Source organism: Chamaesiphon sp. GL140_3_metabinner_50, assembly GCF_025361915.1.
Classification (GTDB): Bacteria; Cyanobacteriota; Cyanobacteriia; order Cyanobacteriales; family Chamaesiphonaceae; genus Chamaesiphon.
Window position 1 is genome coordinate 1 of the sequence record NZ_JANYJC010000339.1, and the last position, 17,721, is coordinate 17,721.

Annotated in this window: 16 protein-coding genes and 1 pseudogene; 9 read left to right on the forward strand and 8 right to left on the reverse strand. The window is 46.5% G+C overall.

All coding sequences use genetic code 11. From position 1 onward, the window contains the following. Positions 1-110: 110 nt before the first annotated feature. The 3 genes from Q0R35_RS16715 to Q0R35_RS16725 all read left to right on the forward strand — a co-directional run bounded on the left by Q0R35_RS16715 (position 111) and on the right by Q0R35_RS16725 (position 2,917). Complete coding sequence (locus Q0R35_RS16715) at positions 111-815, forward strand: peptidylprolyl isomerase (protein ID WP_295620983.1); 705 nt, start codon at positions 111-113, stop codon at positions 813-815. Between the two features lie 228 nt (positions 816-1,043). Next, positions 1,044-2,180 (forward strand): beta-ketoacyl-ACP synthase, encoded by a 1,137-nt coding sequence (locus Q0R35_RS16720; RefSeq protein ID WP_366944930.1) that lies wholly within the window; start codon positions 1,044-1,046, stop codon positions 2,178-2,180. A gap of 257 nt (positions 2,181-2,437) precedes the next feature. Continuing rightward, a complete protein-coding gene (locus Q0R35_RS16725) occupies positions 2,438-2,917 on the forward strand; it encodes a macro domain-containing protein (RefSeq protein ID WP_295620989.1) in 480 nt (159 codons plus the stop codon). A 37-nt stretch (positions 2,918-2,954) separates the two neighbouring features. On the opposite strand, the gene Q0R35_RS16730 is transcribed toward Q0R35_RS16725, so the two are convergent. The 3 genes from Q0R35_RS16730 to tmk form a co-directional block, all read right to left on the reverse strand. Beyond that, positions 2,955-4,259, reverse strand: coding sequence for an MFS transporter (locus Q0R35_RS16730; protein WP_295620992.1), 1,305 nt, complete (start codon positions 4,257-4,259; stop codon positions 2,955-2,957). Positions 4,260-4,318: 59 nt separating this feature from the next. Then, on the reverse strand, positions 4,319-5,293 hold the full coding sequence (locus Q0R35_RS16735) for an S-layer homology domain-containing protein (RefSeq protein ID WP_295620995.1): 975 nt from the start codon (positions 5,291-5,293) through the stop codon (positions 4,319-4,321). 302 nt (positions 5,294-5,595) lie between these two features. Continuing rightward, positions 5,596-6,243 (reverse strand): dTMP kinase, encoded by a 648-nt coding sequence (tmk, locus tag Q0R35_RS16740; protein ID WP_295620998.1) that lies wholly within the window; start codon positions 6,241-6,243, stop codon positions 5,596-5,598. Positions 6,244-6,350: 107 nt separating this feature from the next. Between tmk and Q0R35_RS16745 the strand changes: the two genes are divergently transcribed. Then, positions 6,351-6,788, forward strand: coding sequence for a hypothetical protein (locus Q0R35_RS16745; RefSeq protein ID WP_295621001.1), 438 nt, complete (start codon positions 6,351-6,353; stop codon positions 6,786-6,788). A gap of 334 nt (positions 6,789-7,122) precedes the next feature. Here Q0R35_RS16745 and Q0R35_RS16750 read toward each other — a convergent pair whose 3' ends face one another. Next, the gene (locus tag Q0R35_RS16750; RefSeq protein WP_295621004.1) at positions 7,123-8,514 is read right to left on the reverse strand and encodes a hypothetical protein; all 1,392 of its coding nucleotides are present in this window, start codon (positions 8,512-8,514) and stop codon (positions 7,123-7,125) included. A gap of 404 nt (positions 8,515-8,918) precedes the next feature. On the opposite strand from Q0R35_RS16750, the gene Q0R35_RS16755 reads away from it, so the two are divergent. Together Q0R35_RS16755 and Q0R35_RS16760 are read left to right on the forward strand one after the other, a co-directional pair. Continuing rightward, positions 8,919-9,131 (forward strand): hypothetical protein, encoded by a 213-nt coding sequence (locus Q0R35_RS16755; protein WP_295621007.1) that lies wholly within the window; start codon positions 8,919-8,921, stop codon positions 9,129-9,131. Between the two features lie 134 nt (positions 9,132-9,265). Beyond that, complete coding sequence (locus tag Q0R35_RS16760) at positions 9,266-9,703, forward strand: peroxiredoxin (protein ID WP_295621010.1); 438 nt, start codon at positions 9,266-9,268, stop codon at positions 9,701-9,703. A 13-nt stretch (positions 9,704-9,716) separates the two neighbouring features. Here Q0R35_RS16760 and Q0R35_RS16765 read toward each other — a convergent pair whose 3' ends face one another. Beyond that, the gene (locus tag Q0R35_RS16765) at positions 9,717-10,241 is read right to left on the reverse strand and encodes a hypothetical protein (RefSeq protein ID WP_295621014.1); all 525 of its coding nucleotides are present in this window, start codon (positions 10,239-10,241) and stop codon (positions 9,717-9,719) included. Positions 10,242-10,625: 384 nt separating this feature from the next. On the opposite strand from Q0R35_RS16765, the gene glgP reads away from it, so the two are divergent. Next, positions 10,626-13,184, forward strand: a complete 2,559-nt coding sequence (gene glgP / locus Q0R35_RS16770) for an alpha-glucan family phosphorylase (RefSeq protein ID WP_295621017.1) — start codon at positions 10,626-10,628, stop codon at positions 13,182-13,184. Positions 13,185-13,608: 424 nt separating this feature from the next. Next, entirely contained in the window at positions 13,609-13,986 is a 378-nt protein-coding gene (locus Q0R35_RS16775; protein WP_295621020.1) for a hypothetical protein, read from the forward strand. 185 nt (positions 13,987-14,171) lie between these two features. On the opposite strand, the gene gmk is transcribed toward Q0R35_RS16775, so the two are convergent. From gmk to Q0R35_RS16790, 3 genes are all read right to left on the reverse strand, one after another. Beyond that, positions 14,172-14,723, reverse strand: a complete 552-nt coding sequence (gene gmk / locus Q0R35_RS16780; RefSeq protein ID WP_295621023.1) for a guanylate kinase — start codon at positions 14,721-14,723, stop codon at positions 14,172-14,174. Between the two features lie 116 nt (positions 14,724-14,839). Beyond that, positions 14,840-15,925 carry a family 10 glycosylhydrolase gene (locus Q0R35_RS16785; protein WP_295621026.1) on the reverse strand — a complete coding sequence of 362 codons (1,086 nt, stop codon included), beginning with the start codon at positions 15,923-15,925 and terminating at the stop codon, positions 14,840-14,842. 96 nt (positions 15,926-16,021) lie between these two features. After that, positions 16,022-16,780, reverse strand: coding sequence for a DeoR/GlpR family DNA-binding transcription regulator (locus Q0R35_RS16790; RefSeq protein WP_295621030.1), 759 nt, complete (start codon positions 16,778-16,780; stop codon positions 16,022-16,024). A 296-nt stretch (positions 16,781-17,076) separates the two neighbouring features. Between Q0R35_RS16790 and Q0R35_RS16795 the strand changes: the two are divergent. Continuing rightward, positions 17,077-17,721, forward strand: a pseudogene (locus Q0R35_RS16795) (transketolase); the annotation flags it as partial.

The window sequence follows — 17,721 nt, forward strand, 5'->3', positions numbered from 1 at the left end:
CGATCGATGCTAGGGGAACTCTATGAATTTTCCACAGTCCTAGACAAATATGAGCCGCGATCGACTTACACTAGGTTGACCGGAAATATTTACTTTCCCCGAATCGACAAATGCAAAAACCATTTCAGCGTGTAATCGTAGTTAGTTTGCTTGTGGGTGCCCTAATGTTAGGTGGTTGCGACAGTCCCAAACAGCAAGCTGCTACCCCTACAACTAGCCCATCCTCGACACCGACTAGCAGCCCAATTACCAACCAATTTCCCGGACTACCCAGACTCAATGGTACAGCGACAGTAGTGATGACTGTCAATGGTAATAAACAAATTACGATCGAGTTAGATGGCAATAACGCACCAATTAGTGCGGGTAACTTTGTCGATTTAGTGCAGCGCAAATTTTATGATGGCTTGAGCTTCCATCGCGTGGTGCGTCAGCCACAGCCATTTGTCGTCCAAGGTGGCGATCCGAAGGGTAATGGTAGCGGCGGTTATATTCCGGCTGGTAGCAGCACCGAACGCCGGATTCCCCTCGAAATTAAGCCCAAAGGCGCATCGGCACCAGTTTATAGTAAAACTATGACCGATATTCCCGAACTCCAGCACAAACGCGGCGCGATCGCGATGGCAAGATCGCAATCTCCTGATTCTGCATCGTCCCAGTTCTATTTTACCCTGGCAGATATCTCTTTCCTCGATGGTAACTATGCCGTTTTTGGCAGAATTACTAAGGGTTTAGAAATTATCGATACTATTCAACAAGGTGATAAAATTACCTCGGCGAAGGTAACTCAAGGGATTGAAAATCTGAAGAAATAAGAGGGTTCGGAGCTTGGAGATGGGAGAGCGGAGTTGGGATCCAAAAGCTCGCGCCCCAAGTGAAGCACCTTTTCAAGAGAGTCTGGAGAAACTGTACTTTACAACAGACAACTGCTCTAATTAGTTGCTAATTGTTTAAGATATTCGGGTAGGAGCAATTCATAAATTGCCTCTACCCGATATTTTTGGATAGTCGGGGGAATGTTAACAAGGTTCCAAGTACGAAGAATGCAAATTGTGGTGACGGGGATTGGCTTTAGGTGTGCATTAGGCGATCTCGATCGCACTTGGCAAGGCTTAATGAACGATCGATCTGCGATCGAATTATGTCAGCCTTTTGCCGATTTACCCCCACTCCCGCTAGCTCTCATTGACAAGCAGCCGCAGCAGATTCTCGATCTGACTCGGACTGTCGTTGCCGCAGCCATAGCAGATGCAGGTTTAAGCTTACCATTACCCGATTGTGGTGTCGCGATCGGGTCGAGCCGCAGTTGTCAGTCGGCATGGGAACGCCTAGCCGCCACCCCAGATAGTCAGCGAGATTTGACAGGTTGGCTGGATACTTTACCTCAGAGTCCGGCGATCGCCACCGCTCGCTCGATCGGCTCTAGATCGGCTCTATTAGCCCCAATGGCGGCTTGTGTCACGGGAATTTGGTCGATCGCGCAAGCAGTCAATTTGATTCGTTCTGGAGCCTGCGGGCGGGCGATCGCGGGAGCCGTGGAAGCACCGATTACTCCGTTGACGATCGCGGGTTTCACGCAAATGGGTGCCCTCGCTACTACTGGCTGCTACCCGTTCGATCTGCGGCGGGAAGGGTTAGTTTTAGGCGAAGCGGGGGCGGTATTTATGCTAGAAACAGCCGATTTAGCCCGATCGCGCGGGGCGAAGATTTATGGGGAAATCTTAGGATTTGGGTTGACAAATGATGCCTACCATCCATGTGCAATGGATGAAACGGGGACTGCGGCACATGGGGCAATCTTACAGTGTCTCGATCGCTCTGAGCTAGTTCCTACCGATATCGATTATATCCACGCTCACGGTACGAGTACTCTCATTAACGATCGCCGCGAAAGCAAATTAATTCAACAGCTATTTCCGGCTGGTGTCGCAGTTAGTTCGACCAAGGGAGCTACGGGGCATACGTTAGGGGCATCCGGTACGGTGGGGATGGCGATGTGTTTACAGGCGATCGCTACTCAAATTTTACCGCCTTGTGTGGGGTTAAAACAGCCAGAATTCGATCTCGATTTGGTGAAGATTCCTCGCGATATTAAGGTAAATAATCTACTCTGTCTCGGTTTTGGCTTTGGCGGACAAAATGCGGCGATCGCACTTAGAAAGTGGGACGATTCTGATTAACGTGAGTTTGGGTTGAGGATATTGGCTTCGTTTTAGTACCGCCTCCGATTTCCAGATCTGTAGGTTGGGTTGAAGAATGAAACCCAACAGCCTTAACCAAAGTTTCTTTCCTCCATTAGACGACGTTTTACGTCGGCTCAGTTGCTCCAACAGGCGAAACTGATGTTAATTAATCCAAATAGTGCTTTAGCAGGCTTACTTTCGTTGAGAAAGCGGGAATATTAAGAATCGAACCCCTGACGATCCCGCAACAATAAATGAAAGCAGAAATAGTTCGTGGTGACTTGCTCGACCAGCCAGTCGAAGTTATTGTCAATGCCTGGAATCGGAATATTATCCCCTGGTGGCTGTTATTGCCGCAGGGTGTTTCTGGTGCCATTAAAAAACGTGGTGGGTTAGAACCTTTTCGCGAATTGGGAAAATTCGGAGCTATTCCACTCGGACAAGCAGTATTCACCTCAGCGGGAAAACTTCCCTACCGAGGCATCATTCATGTTGCAGGTATAAATATATTTTGGTGCGCCTCTGAAAAATCGATTCGCGGCTCTGTCCGCAACGCGATCCGCCTAGTTGACGAACATAATTTTAAATCAGTTGCTTTGCCAATTATTGGAGCTGGATCGGGTAGTTTTCGGCAAGGACGGGCACTAGAAATCATTCTCGACGAACTCGATCGAGTCCGAACAGATGCACGAGTTATAGTTGTTGAGTTTCAGAAAAAACGTAAGCGATCTTAATAAAAATCGATCCAGTTAAATTTAATAGTTGTTTTAACTATTCAGGTTCCTCGCTACCAATTAACAAAATTAGAGTAGCGATACAGGCAAAAAAGGCACCGACAGTGAAAGTAAATCCAGATCCGATCGTGTACCAGCACCAGCCAGCAATCAGGTTTGCAATTAGTAGCGTCACGCCGATACTCAGATTGAATAAACTAAACGCCGTACCGCGTCTAGAAGGCTCTACAGCCCGATCGATTAAATCGATGAGCAAACCCTGAATCATGGCTAAATGCAGCCCGTATAGCCCAAATAAACACCAAATCTGGACATTTGTGGTCACTACTGCCAGTCCGAAATAGACGATGACGTGGAGCAAAAAGCCCATTAGCAGCAAGCGAACTTTAAGAACTCGATTGACGATCGCACTAATAGGGTAAGAAACCAGCGCGTAGACTAAATTCATGATAATTAGTCCGACGGGAATCAATGCTGGCGTAATATTGATTTCGATCGATCTCATTAGCAAAAAGGCATCGCTGGAGTTGCCAAGATTGAAGAAAATCGCCACGGTGAGCAGCAGCCAATATTCTCCTCCCAGCTCGGTTAAATCTCGTAAATAAATCGGATTGTAACTTGGCGATAATGATTCTGGTTTAGATGTCTGGCGAGTTAGTGCGGTTGATTCGCGGGAGTAGAATTCGTCGCCACCCGCCAGCAATCCTGTCATTTCCGCAGGCATCATTAATATTTTTGTGTGCTTCTGCACTGGCTTAACCGCTACGATCAGTACTGCTAAACCCATACAGCTAGGCACGATCGCGCCTGAGAAAACTAATTGGTAGTTATTCTGGCTAAAAAATAAGATCGCACCAGCTATTATCGAACCGATACAAGCTCCAGCAATTAGTAACGATCTGCGTAAACGATAAGCTCGCGATCGCATTTCTTGGGAAGTAATATCTGCCATCAATGCTTTGCGGGGAGCGACACCGATCCCCTGCCCAAACCTGTCGCCAAATTGCGCGCCAATAATCGATACTGGATCTAGCGCGATCGGCAGCCAAGTTCGCGCTAGTGTCGAAATACCATAGCCGATGACGGCTAATCCTTTTTGCATTCCCAAAAAGTCACTCAATCCCCCCGAAAATACCCGCATAATTGCCACGGTAGCCGCAGCGACACCTTCGATTTCGCCAATGGTTAAAGCTCCACCTTGCAATTTTAATAATACGAAAATTGGTAATACCGAACGAATCATTTCCGCACTGATGTCGGCAAGTAGGCTGGCAATACTCAAAATCCATACATGGCGGGGTAACCGTTGGCGGAGCCTCTGTTCTGGAGCATCGAGTGTCATAAAGTGGGGGAGGTAAAAGGGTAAGGGGTAATGGCACCGGAATTGCCGATTCTGCCTGCTTATTTTTGCGGGACGATTTTGCCTTCTTTAACTAACACTTCATAGATTAAGGCTGCGGCATCAGCGCGGGTGGCTTTTTGAATGGGTTTGAGGAGATTGGCTGTTTCGTCTTTAATTACCAATCCAGCATCGATGGCGGCTGCCATTTTTTGCCGCGAGTAATCGGGCATTTGTTTGTTGTCACCATACTTACTCAATACGGTATCTACATTGGCGGGTACTGCTAGTTGCAATCCTTTAGCTAGAGAAATCTGTAATTGATAGCGTGGAATCGGTTGATTGGGTGCGAATTTATCGGCAGAATAGCCAGTCATAAAGCCGAGTTTCACGGATTTATCGACAGCTTCTTTGCGCGGATAATCGGTAGGGATATCTTTAAACTTCGCGGCTGCTGTAGTCGTAGGCTTGTCAGCAAAGGCGCGATCGAGCATTTTGGCATATTCGCCTCTAGTAATCTCTTGGTTGGGGTCGAATTTACCCGTCCCAAAATCTTCAAGGATGCCGCGTTTTTTTAACTCGGCGATCGAAGTTTCGGCCCAAAATTGCTTGGGGACATCGGTAAATGCGGGTGTTGTGGTGACGGGGACGACAGGAACGATGACGGGTGCTACTGTCGCGACGGTGGTGGTAGGCGTGGTTTCTTCTGGTGCGACTGTCGTGACGATCGGTTTAACGGGGGCGATTATGACCGGGTTGGAAGCTGTTGTCTGTCGATCTCTACTAAAATCGGCAATCGTCTGTCTTTCGTCACCGATCTTGGTATTAGCACCCTTTAACAATCCCATCTGACGATTGGATCGATCGCTCCCCAGACTATCGATCCCGGCTTGAAACATCGGTTGGTATTTTTGACCGATACCCCAAAAGAAGATCGTACCGATCCCGGTCAAGGCTACCCCGATCGCAATTAATTCATCCGCAGTCAACCGACGACGACGATTGGGGTTGGGAGTAGGATTAGGTGAATTCGTCATATTTTTGCCTGATTACTAAATTTATCCGTGCAAACAGAATCGAAATCCGCTGTTTCATTGGCGATTACCTAACGGTAGGCTACGCAAACGATTGAGTTGACAATTTTCTTAATGGTTAATCCCCATGCTCTGGCGGTTCGCATAAAATCTGCGGATCTGCTCGATCGATTATCTGAGGTGGAATCCATAGATCGGTAGTTGTAGATTAAAGAATGGATCTCGCCTAAAATTGTCCAACTCTGATTTTAGTTAGGATTATCGCATTATTTGACTTTAGTTACAAAAATGTTGAGTATTTAGTCTTAATTGGGCGATTCTTTAGCAGGAAGCCATTTTGTCTCTAATAAGATTGACTGAATCTCTGTCTGGATAACTACCGGATCGCGATCGGCATCAATCTTCACGATCCGATTTGGATAGATATTTGCTAACTCTTGATAGCCGCGTCTGACACGTTGGTGAAAATCGATCGCCGCTCGTTCCATCCGATCGGGTTTTCCGCGTACCAAAACTCGTTCTAGACCGACACTAACATCTAAATCTAACCACAAAGTCAGATCGCTTTGCAAGCCGCCTGTAGCGATCTGATTTACCCTGTCTATTTCTGCCAGATCGAAGCCTCGCCCATAGCCCTGATAAGCAATTGTCGAATCGGTAAATCGATCGCACAACACAAAATCGCCGCGATCGAGGTGGGGTCTAATTAATGATTCTACATGTTGAGCGCGATCGGCTCCATACAATAATAATTCTGTCCGATGGCTCACCAAACTATCGAGATCGTCGAGCAATAATTGACGAATCTGTCGTCCTAACTCAGTCCCACCCGGTTCGCGAGTTACGATTACTCGCTCTTGGCACCAGCTTTGAAGCCACTCTGCTGTTTGTTGAATCTGGGTCGTTTTCCCAGCTCCTTCAACACCTTCAAACACTATAAATTTACCGCTCATATTTGGGCAAGTTAGATGGATATTTACTACAAATTAGCAACCTTATCTGGTACGATGTCAAGAGAATTTAAGCTAACTAAACCTTCATCCTTAAAAAGATACTTACTATGTCTCGTTATGTGTGTCATTTTTTAGTAACTACTTCCTCTGAAAATATGCGATCGGTACTAAAAAAAATGTTGGAGACGTGTCGATTGGAGCTGACTTATGAAGTCGCTGACTATCTAAATGCACGAGAAATTCCCGGTTTAGTTTCATTCGCGCGGTTAGTTACAGTTGAAGCATTAATTGATGCTTCTAATGCCACTAAAGAGGCTGTCAAGCTCACCTTAGTTGTCAAGAATGAAGAGTTACCGCTCAATAGCAACAATCATTGTCGGCAAATGTTTGATTTACTGCGATCGAATATCGCCCGTAACCCCAGTTGGCATCAGATTCCGAGTCTCCAAGCGAATGCTTCATCTGGTAAAATTACCTCGACATTGCCGACAGTCGCGTTTGAGTCACCGCCAGCAACAGACACGCTACATGCAACCATGAATTAGGGCGATATTTTTAGCTCTATTTCCGCACCGAAACATTGTTTGCTAGTACCGATCTAATTAAAAATTCTCCCCGATTTCCCGTTTTCTCACCCCGATATTCTAACTGCTGTCAGTTCGGGATAAGAAAGGGAAGAGGCATTAAGCTAGAAGATATAACTATCAACGATCCAGCACCTCCTCCTATGAATAGTTTAGACGCATTATTCTCAGATATTGATGATTTCTGCCAAAACTTTGAACCACGGTGGCATTCACACCGGATCGATGCTGCATATAGAAATGCCTCGGTCTTGGCGACCGAGGCATTGCTGTTAAGATTTATACCCTTAGTGCATTAAACAACGCCAGCAGTAAAGATTCCAAACGATTGACCTTGTGACAGACTGAATGTAGTATTCGGCAACAAGGGGCTGACGGTAGCATCACTTAGCGCAACGGCTGAAGCTTGCCGTTGACTGGTGGAGCTACTGCCTTGTGCATAGGCAATTTCGGCAATCAGATCGAGAGATCCATTAGCTTTGACGGCAAATAGTTTGGTGATGTCATCATTAGTAGTATAGTTGCCATTGGCTAAGAAAATCTGGTCGGCACCATTACCGAAATCGGTAATTTTGGCAAAATCAGCATTCCCATTACCGCTGTAGAACAAGGTATCGCCACGACCCAGTACAAAAATATCGTCACCAGCACCACCAGTTAGGGTATCGACTTCGGTAGATCCGGCAAATGACCCGATCGTTCCAGTCAAAATGTCGTTACCATCACCACCATTGAGATTGTTGTTCTGGAGATCGCCAGTGATCTTATCGTTATTATGCGTGCCAGTAACATCCTCGAAGTTTTTGACGGTGAGGTTCAGCGGACCCGGTGCTCCAGGAATGTCGATGATGCTAAAAGTTTGCTTGGACAGATCGACATCATACCGGGCCGGATCGCCAGCAGGAACACGAGAACCATCGATCGTATCGCCCGCTCCTTTACTGGCAACGATTATCTCAATTCCCATCAGGAGTCGATCGGTACCGAATGCGCCGTCTTTGCCTTTGGACACTATGCCCGCAGCACCCAGTCGGATGGGACCACCCAATGCGGAATAGTCAACTGTATCTATTCCATCACCGCCGTCGATGATATCGTTGCCCTTGCTACCGATAATAAGGTCATTGCCAGCACCACCACTGAGCTTGTTGTTCTGGATATCGCCAACGATGATATCGTCAGCACCTGTGCCAATCACATCCTCGAAGTTTTTGACGATGAAGTTCAACGTACCCAACCCAGGAACGCCGATGACGCTCAAAGTTTGATTGGACAGATCGACATTAATCGGCACTGTACCACTAGTTGCAGTAGAACCATCGATCGTGTCGCCCGCTCCTTTACTGCCAACGATCGTCTCAATGCCAATGAGTTGGTCGGTACCGAATGCACCGTCTTTGCCTTTGAACACTTTACCCGCAGCACCCAGTCGGACGGGACCGCCCAATGCAGAATAGTCAACTGTATCTATTCCTAGACCGCCGTCGATAAGATCGTTGCCTTTGCTGCCTTTAATAATGTCATTGCCAGCGAGAGCATTGACAATATCATCTTGAGCGGTAGTTGCGATAATATCGTTACTGTTAGTACCAGTGATGACTTTAGGAGGGACTACTGGTGTAGCTCGTCTTTCGGCATTAGGAAGATCGGTAATTTCCTGTGGAATCGCTAACGTGGTATCTGCCATGATTTTGGGATGAATTTACTTATTTTATGGTGTGTCGTGTCGAGCAGTCTTACTTTGAGAGGTTTCCGCAAGTAAGTAATTTCGAGCTATTGAAACAAAAATTACCGATCTAACGCTAATACAGGGAAAACTTAGAAATGTGTAAAACATCACTTTAGTTTATGCTGCAATTAAAGTACTTCCCAAGATTACGCGCCCTTGTAATTAGAGTAAATGTCAATTGTTACAAATATTACTTAGAAAGATTATTTTTAGACAAATAGCTTATTTACTAAACCTTAAAGTTTAAATGTAAATAACGACACTAATTGCCTTGCTAAAAGTAAAGGTAGTTTGGTGCATATATTACACAAGCTGATTATATCCAGAGAAATAGCTTAACTTATAAGTTTTGCAGCTCAAAGATGTCGATCGACATCTTTGAGCAAACTGGTGTCAATATTTACCTGAATCCTTACGTTCGGGTTAAGGATATTAGCTTCGTTCATCACCCGCCCGCAACTGAAGTGCGGGCTAACTACGAAAGTCCACTGAAGTGGACTAGCGACGCGCGCTTTGGAGGTGTCGAACTGGCGTTAACTGCTGTCAGCATTGAATCTGGCTGCTCGTTCGCGTAATGCCAATGGCAAGGCTCCGCCAACGCGTAGCGTCTCGTTTAGAGAAGAGGCTATACCCACGGCTTGAAAAATGATGCGATCCCGTTTACAGTGAGCGAGGATACAGATCTTTACTCATACAGGAAAATTATCTCATGGCTCTGGCTGTAGGCACAAAAGCTCCTGACTTTAACGTCAAAGACACTGATGGGAATACCGTCACTCTCGCTGGTTTGGCTGGTAAAAAAGTGGTCATGTACTTTTATCCCAAAGATGATACCCCTGGGTGTACGAAACAAGCTTGCAGTTTTCGCGACAATTACGCGGTTTATCAAGACAAAGGCATTGTGGTATTGGGCGTGAGTAAAGATGATGAATCGGCTCACCAGGCTTTTACCAAGAAATTCGATTTACCTTTTCCGCTCCTCGCCGATATTAAAGGTGACATTATTACAGCTTACGATGTCGATGGTGGCGGCTATGCCAAACGCGTAACTTACGCGATCGATGAAACTGGTAAGATCGTTCACGTCGATAGTAGTGTCAAAACAGATACTCATGCGAGCGACGTACTAGCAGCATTGGGCTATTAAGCGATTTCGATCTTTATCGATACTCGTACTTAACGATCGATGTCTTGACCGATCCTGGTGTAATTGCTTGAATACTATCTGTCGAAATTTCGTGAGCGAACGATTGAGATTTACCTGGCTCGATATCGATGTTAATCGGAATAATTGCCTGTTTGATTGAGATATCTTTGGCAATAAATTTTGCCACAATGTAATAAACATAATGGACTTGTTCGCCGCGATTTGCGATGGTTCCAGTAACAGTCAGTAACGACTTGTCCGAACTATTGCGCGTTACCGTTATTTCTTGCAATCTGAGATTTTTATCGATCTCATAATTAGTTGCTGCATTGGCTGAACCACTAGCTAAAACTTGGGGTGACGACGGTAAAGATCGACTCACTGGCGCAGCGTTGACTGCTGGTAACGCCAAGGTAAACGATCGAGCCGAAGACTGGAAATCTAGCAAGTTCCAGAACCCGCTAACAACGACGATCGCCGACAGATATTGGCTGATTTTTAACCAGCGTAAGGTGTAGAGTGATGTGTGTCTTGGCATACTGAATATCTTAATCGGTTTGGTTTAGCGATCGGATAGATTTAGAACAGCTTAGGCATATTGGCTGGCGTTCGATCTTGACAAAAGTCTTAGATTCAACCAGTCAAAACCCAGCTAAATCTAGTGGTGACTGCGTTATCTTATATGTACCCGTTTAGACAGAAATAATTACTATTGCCAGATAGAATTATTTTGTAGTTAAATAATGCGACTCAGCTTCCATAAGGCGACATCAATTGATGTCGATTTGTAGAGTACGATCCGCACCTGCAAGCTCACTCCCTTGGGGGCCACTTGTAAAGATATTGTTGAGAAAATTGGATCCATCGACCAAGGTGGGTAACAATAGAAGATTGAGGAATTAATTGCCGAGGAAGTTTATTGATGCAGCCGATTCGTACATTCAACGTTTCTCCTTCCCTACCAGCCTCCCTCGAACCCCTACGGCAGCTTGCCTATAATCTGTATTGGGACTGGAATACGGAGATCAAGGAATTATTTAAAAGACTCGATCGCGATTTGTGGGAAGCCACACGTCACAATCCAGTCGCACTGCTAGCTAGAGTCAGTCAATCGCGCTTACAAGAAGTGGCGGCTGATGATGGCTTTCTAGCTCACATGGAACGGGCATTAGGGGAACTTAATGCTTACATGCACGACCGCAGTTGGTACAAGCACAAACGCGCCGATAGAGTCGGTAAAGAGTGTTTTGCTTACTTCTGTGCCGAGTTTGGATTGGTAGACTGTTTGCCAATTTATTCGGGTGGTTTGGGCGTGTTAGCTGGAGATCATCTCAAATCTGCTAGCGACCTAGGTTTACCCCTAGTTGCAGTCGGATTGCTTTATCAAAAAGGCTATTTCGCACAATACCTCAACGCCGAAGGTTGGCAACAGGAGCGTTACCCAGTTAACGACTTCCACAACATTCCCGTACAGTTAGAGCGCAAGCCCGACGGCACCGAGTTGCGAGTAGCTGTAGAATATCCCGGACGGATGGTATACGCCCGCGTTTGGCGCGTCCAAGTCGGTGTCGTACCCCTCTATTTACTCGATACCAATATCGAGCCAAATAGTGCCTACGACCAAGATATTACTGATGCGCTGTATGGTGGCGATCTCGATACCCGGATCCATCAGGAAATCATGCTGGGCATCGGTGGCTTCCGCGCCCTCGAAGCATTAGGGCACAAACCGAGCGTCTATCATATGAATGAAGGACACTCTGGCTTCCTGATTCTCGAACACATGCGGGTGCTGATGCAGCGCGATAAATTATCCTTTGTCGAAGCCAAGCAAGTCGCACAATCGACCCAGATTTTCACCACGCATACGCCAGTGAGTGCGGGATTCGATTTATTCCCACCAGACAAGACGATGTACTATGTCGGACATTATGCCGATGTTTACGGGCTGAATAAAGACGAATTCATGGGTTTGGGGCGTGAAGACGCGACCGCCCTCGAATCGCCGTTTAGCATGGCAGCTCTAGCGATGAAGACATCGAGCTTTGTTAACGGCGTGGCGAAATTACATGGGGTAGTCTCACGCGAGATGTTCCAAAACATGTGGAAAGATGTACCCATCGACGAGGTACCGATTACATCTGTGACAAATGGCGTACACGCCCGCAGTTGTGTAGCTAAATCCGTACAGGAACTATACGATCGATATTTAGGCCCAGAATGGTCGGAAAGATCGATCGAAGACCCAATTTGGCATAAAATCGATGCCATTCCCGATGAGGAACTGTGGCGCAATCACGAACACAGTCGATCGGAAATGGTCGTCTACGTACGAGATCGCATTGTCAGTCATCTGAAGGAACGCAGCGCGACTCTAGCCGAAATCAACCACGCTCAGGAAGCATTAGATCCCAGCGTACTGACGATCGGATTTGCCCGACGGTTTGCAACATACAAACGTGCGACACTATTTCTCCGCAATCTCGATCGGATTAAAGAGATTATGGTGGGCAATAAAGGACGTAAAGTTCAATTTGCGATCGCCGGAAAAGCGCATCCTAAGGATATCCCCGGTAAAGCTTTAATCCGCGATATCGTCCACTTCACCCGCACCGAAGGGATGAACTCAGTGGTATTTGTGCCCGACTACGATATTTACGTATCGCGGGTAATGGTAGCAGGCTGCGACATCTGGCTCAACACCCCCCGTCGCCCTCACGAAGCCTCCGGTACCAGCGGGATGAAAGCCGCCATGAACGGCTTACCTAACCTAAGTATCCTCGATGGTTGGTGGGATGAAGCCGATTACGTCAAAACTGGTTGGCCGATCGGACATGGCGAGTTATACTCCGATGAAGCTTATCAAGATGAAGTAGAAGCAAATTCCTTCTACGACCTCTTAGAACAAGAAATCGTCCCTCTATTCTACGATCGTGACAAAGAAGGCTTACCCCGTAAATGGATAGCCAAGATGAAAGATGCCATCCGGCTCAATTGTCCTACCTTTAATACCGCCCGGATGCTGCGGGACTATGCCACCATTGGCTATTTCCCCGCCAGCGATCGCAACCACGTTGTCACCGACAATAGCTATCAGGCTGGTAAAGATCTCGCGCACTGGAAAGAAAAGATGCTCCAACATTGGGACGATCTCAAAATCCACACCGTCGATGTCTCCGCACCAGAAGATATTAATGTCAACCAGTCGATCTCAGTTAAGAGCCTGATTCAACTGGGCAGTTTGGAACCCCATGATGTCCAAGTCGAACTCTACAAAGGTGCCGTGGATACCAACGGTAAAATTACCGACGCAGACACCGCCGTAATGACCTACCAAGGGCGTGACGGTGCTGGTAATAGTCTCTACACCAGTGAGATTGCTTACTCGGCTAGCGGCTTACAGGGCTTGTCTCTGCGCGTGTTACCTCACAATGTCCATTTGAGCAATCCTTATGAATTAGGCTTGATTCGTTGGGCGTAGATAGTTAGGAATTTGGGAATTAGTTAATTTAGAGGGGATGGGTAATATTGCCCATCCCCTCTAGTTTTATAGCAGTCGCGCACCGATGAGTAGAAGCTAGCTTCGTTTGAGATAGTGTTACCCACCAGCCCCCTTTAATGAATTTTTACATCGCTATTTACACCGATCGAACGTCAATGAAATAACACACTTTTGACCATATAATCGAAGTAGCCCCCACCAGTGACGGCGAGGGCTAGATCGTTCGCATAGCGTCTCCGTTAGGAGAATCGAAAGACTGCTTGCAACAGTGCGATCGAGAATCGTCTCCGCAAGGAGAACTAATCGAGAAAAAACTAGACTATGCTTCTAAATGGAGATTATGGTTGAAATAGCACTCTAAATTCTATTCCCACTCTTCTACTCCTTATCTTCTAATTCTCTAATGTATTATTTTCCTCAAGATCCACCCTACTTCATTTTATTTGCTGGTTTATTTGCTGGTATCGCTTGCGGTGCGGCTTTCGATGGCACTTTGCGCCAAAATGTCAAAGCTTGGTCGGCAGATCGCAATAACGTTATTCTTGCCAATAGCGATGGTATTGCCCTTCGCTTGCCATTTTTAGGGATTTGCTTGGGAATTATTTTCTTTCTCTCGGCTGGTTTAGAGATCTTTGGGTTTCCGACTTGGCTGGCTTATAGCATCGCGCTCCCACTCACAATTTTTATTGCGATTCTATTATGGTTCCAACTGCGGGTGGTGTTTCGACAACTCGACAGAGGTGGTTCGCCAGCCTTAGATCTAGATTCTTGGGAAGAGTAATATCACATCTTGCACTAGATCCAACATCCCAAGTGAAGCGGGGTAAAGGGTAAAGCGAAAAGTGCGTTCTTGGGGTTTCCCCAAGTGAAGCACCTTTTCAAGACAGGGTAAAGGGTAAAGGAACATACTCACCATCTATCCTTTGTTCCTTACCCCTATCCCAATTTTTGGTAGACTGCGTTGTGCTAAACAGTGGTGATGATTTTATCGAGATCGGCTAGAGCTGTCTCAAAATCATCGTTGATAATTTGATAATCAAATTCAGCTTGTGCGGCGATTTCTACTCGTGCTTGCTCTAGGCGGCGGAGAATGGCTTCAGGGCTATCGGTACCGCGTTCGCGAATCCGGGTTTCGAGCGTAGTTAGATCGGGTGGGAGGATAAAAATTCGGATCGCAGCGGGAAAAATCTTGGCGACTTGTCTGGCTCCGGCGAGTTCGATTTCTAGAATTATCGATCGATCTAGAGCTAGTCCCGCTCTTACTGGCTCGATCGGCGTACCATAATAATTACCTGCAAATTCAGCCCACTCTAATAGCTCTCCTGCGGCGATCGTCGCCTCAAATCGATCGCGAGGATAGAAATAGTAGTGAACCCCCTCTACCTCACCTTCACGGGGCGATCTGGTGGTAGCAGAGACAGATAAATATAGTTCTGGATGTTTCTCTAATAAGGCTTTGAGTAATGTGCCTTTCCCGACTCCACTCGGCCCAGTTAAAACTATTAGTTTTCCAGTCATAGTCTAAATTGCGATCGGATGGAAACTAACCCGCATTGTACTCTCGATCGAAACATCCCGTCTAGCGATCGGATTCGATGCCTAGATTACGCTAGGACATCGCACATCCCTTGTAATTAGATCGGTTCAGAATAGACGTTAGGAGCAAAAATATCTAATAGTTGAGACTGAGTTCGGCTCAATCTATTGGGGACTAGTTGTTCGTGGAATAAGGTTTCATAGAAAAAGCACGCTAATCCACTAAATTGTTGAGCGGAGATTGTCGCTACTTGCTCTTTAATAATCGAGCTGGCGGTTGGCCGCGTCTTTAGTCCTGCCAAAATTCCGATCGAGGTGGGAATTTTAGCGCGAGCAGCTAGCACTTCTGGCTTACTCAATTCAAGTTCAAATGCTTCCAATCTGTCACGATAAACTTGTAATACTAATTCATCCATCAATCCTAATTCTTGCCACCTTTGCCAATCTGCTAAGTAGCGAGAGCGAGAAAATGCTAGTGGATTTGGTGAAATTGAGACGATACAATCGCGCCGTACCGATTTTACACCACTCACAATTTGTCGTAACAATTCTGTTAAACGCTCGGCACCCCATTCGATCCAGATTTCACTATCGTGTTCGATCGGAGCTACTTCACCAAAATTATGTTGTTGAAACAATAGTTGACTGACTTTATCATAACCTAGCTCTTGGGGAAAGCAAAAGTGGTCGTCTAACTGAATTCCCGCGACTGGATACTTTCTGACAACTTCAGTGATTAAATCGACCATGAATTTACGAACGCGGTGATGACAAGGGTTCAACCAAACATTCGGGTCTAACTCACCATTCGTCCCTTGAACTCGTTGGGGATTGTTATTGATGTCAAGAGTTAATAAATCTTTATTTTGACGCGCGATCGTAGACTGGGGCGGCACCATTAATCCATATTCAAACCAGGGAATTACTCGCATTTTTAACGGTCGAGCTAATTCAATTATTTCTGTCAATACATCCCGTCCGATAAATGGACTATTTGGTAAGATTGCAGATCCAGTCCATTGCTTGGCAACTTCACTCGGATGCAGAGTATATCCCCGTTGCCAAACTACTGGATAAATCGTATTAAAGCCGATAGCTGCTAAACGCTGCATTCCTTCCGCCAGATTTTTGCGAGAGTTCATCACTTGACTATCGATGTTAGTCAACCAAACAGCTTTTAACATATTATTGCTAGTAGTAGGCAGCAGCAATTAGAATACCATTTATTGACAAAATAGTCTTGAAATTTACAGCGTAGACTACTAATTTGCTAGCACTTATCAATCGTGCCGAATTAGCGTGACACCTAAATTCTGATAGGCCGTTAGTTGTGCGGTTGTTACCGTTGGTGCCGTAACTAAGTAAGTTAGTGCCTGAATCGAACCCACCACATAAGTCGCCGCAGTATCCAATTTAGCGGCAGTTGCCAGGCCAACCACCTCGGCAGATCTGGCAATCATCGCGCGTTTGATATAAGCCTCATCCAAATTTTGAACGCTAATCCCGATCTCTGGATGCAAGCTACAAACCCCCAGCAGACACAAATCGGCGCGAATCATCCCTAAGGCTTCGATCGTGGCTGCACCGATGTTGACTAATGCTTTTTTATACAGTTGTCCGCCCAGCATCATCACTTCAATATGGGGATGTTCCGCTAGAGCGATCGCAATTGGGGGGCTATTTGTAACGATCGTGGCAACTAAATCTAAGGGGAGCTGACGAGCAACCTGAAGCGTAGTCGTACCTCCATCTAAAATCGCCACCTGTCCGGGTCGAATTAATTGCGCTGCGGCTCGTGCGATCGCTTCTTTTTCTTGCGGAGCTTGCATTTGCCGTTCGGTATAGCTAGCGGTGACAGGAGCCGCCATCAAGGCACCGCCATGAACGCGCTGCAACAGTCCCGATTCGGCTAGTTCGCGCAAGTCCCGCCGAATGGTGTCTTCAGATACCTTCAGTACGCCACTTAGTTCTGAGGACAGCACTTTCTTGTCGCGGCGGAGAATTTCGAGAATAAATTGTCTGCGCTCGGCTGTTAGCATCAGTAGTTTGCTTGAAATTGCTGGTTTGGTCTTGATAATGCCTGTTTGTTAGTATATACTCTTTTTCATGCTGATTTTTTAAGTGTTTATTCGCTTCAGAATATAAAATAACGCATTTTCACGCAAGGTTTTCGATCGATATCAGCAATGTCCTCAGCGGTTGAAACCGCCGCTTGGAGTGCGAAGTCCGCCTACGCGGACTAAATTTAGTCTTAGTCCGCCTGCGCGGACTTTGCAACATTAGCCGCGATTTTAATCGCAGGTACTTTAATAAGCAATCACTAATCACTAAACTTATGACTAAATTCCCGATCGATCTCAACGCTTACAAACGCATCAGCCTAGATGTCAGCAATCCCACACTGACTGACGAACAGAAAACCAGCCTCAAACATAATATCCAACTGTGTCGCGATGCGATCGTGTTCTTCACTGCGACTGGTGCGGCGCGTGGCGTGGGCGGACATACTGGCGGGCCATTCGATACTGTGCCTGAAGTAATGATTCTCGACGCGCTATTTCGCGGCGCAGCGGATAAATACGTCCCGATTTTCTTCGATGAAGCCGGACACCGCGTGGCGACTCAGTACCTGATGTCTACCCTCAATGGTGACTTACCCGCCGAACGGTTGATGGAATACCGCGCTGCCCATTCTCACCTACCTGGACATCCAGAACTCGGTTTTACCCCTGGTGTAAAATTCAGTTCCGGTCGGTTGGGTCACATGTGGCCCTATGTCAACGGTGTGGCGATGGCGAACCCTAGTAAAATCGCTTTCTGTTTGGGTTCCGATGGTTCGCAGCAAGAAGGTAACGACGCTGAAGCCGCACGGTTAGCAGTTGCTCAAAATCTCAATGTCAAACTGATTATCGATGATAACGATGTCACGATCGCGGGTCATCCTTCCAAGTATCTCAAGGGTACAACTACCGCCAAAACT

Excerpts from the sequence above, each read along its gene's own strand:
- Q0R35_RS16715 (WP_295620983.1), top strand. The coding sequence starts at position 111 with ATGCAAAAACCATTTCAGCGTGTAATCGTAGTTAGTTTGCTTGTGGGT.
- Q0R35_RS16720 (WP_366944930.1), top strand. The coding sequence starts at position 1,044 with ATGCAAATTGTGGTGACGGGGATTGGCTTTAGGTGTGCATTAGGCGAT.
- Q0R35_RS16725 (WP_295620989.1), top strand. The coding sequence starts at position 2,438 with ATGAAAGCAGAAATAGTTCGTGGTGACTTGCTCGACCAGCCAGTCGAA.
- Q0R35_RS16730 (WP_295620992.1), bottom strand. The coding sequence starts at position 4,259 with ATGACACTCGATGCTCCAGAACAGAGGCTCCGCCAACGGTTACCCCGC.
- Q0R35_RS16735 (WP_295620995.1), bottom strand. The coding sequence starts at position 5,293 with ATGACGAATTCACCTAATCCTACTCCCAACCCCAATCGTCGTCGTCGG.
- tmk (WP_295620998.1), bottom strand. The coding sequence starts at position 6,243 with ATGAGCGGTAAATTTATAGTGTTTGAAGGTGTTGAAGGAGCTGGGAAA.
- Q0R35_RS16745 (WP_295621001.1), top strand. The coding sequence starts at position 6,351 with ATGTCTCGTTATGTGTGTCATTTTTTAGTAACTACTTCCTCTGAAAAT.
- Q0R35_RS16750 (WP_295621004.1), bottom strand. The coding sequence starts at position 8,514 with ATGGCAGATACCACGTTAGCGATTCCACAGGAAATTACCGATCTTCCT.
- Q0R35_RS16755 (WP_295621007.1), top strand. The coding sequence starts at position 8,919 with ATGTCGATCGACATCTTTGAGCAAACTGGTGTCAATATTTACCTGAAT.
- Q0R35_RS16760 (WP_295621010.1), top strand. The coding sequence starts at position 9,266 with ATGGCTCTGGCTGTAGGCACAAAAGCTCCTGACTTTAACGTCAAAGAC.
- Q0R35_RS16765 (WP_295621014.1), bottom strand. The coding sequence starts at position 10,241 with ATGCCAAGACACACATCACTCTACACCTTACGCTGGTTAAAAATCAGC.
- glgP (WP_295621017.1), top strand. The coding sequence starts at position 10,626 with ATGCAGCCGATTCGTACATTCAACGTTTCTCCTTCCCTACCAGCCTCC.
- Q0R35_RS16775 (WP_295621020.1), top strand. The coding sequence starts at position 13,609 with ATGTATTATTTTCCTCAAGATCCACCCTACTTCATTTTATTTGCTGGT.
- gmk (WP_295621023.1), bottom strand. The coding sequence starts at position 14,723 with ATGACTGGAAAACTAATAGTTTTAACTGGGCCGAGTGGAGTCGGGAAA.
- Q0R35_RS16785 (WP_295621026.1), bottom strand. The coding sequence starts at position 15,925 with ATGTTAAAAGCTGTTTGGTTGACTAACATCGATAGTCAAGTGATGAAC.
- Q0R35_RS16790 (WP_295621030.1), bottom strand. The coding sequence starts at position 16,780 with ATGCTAACAGCCGAGCGCAGACAATTTATTCTCGAAATTCTCCGCCGC.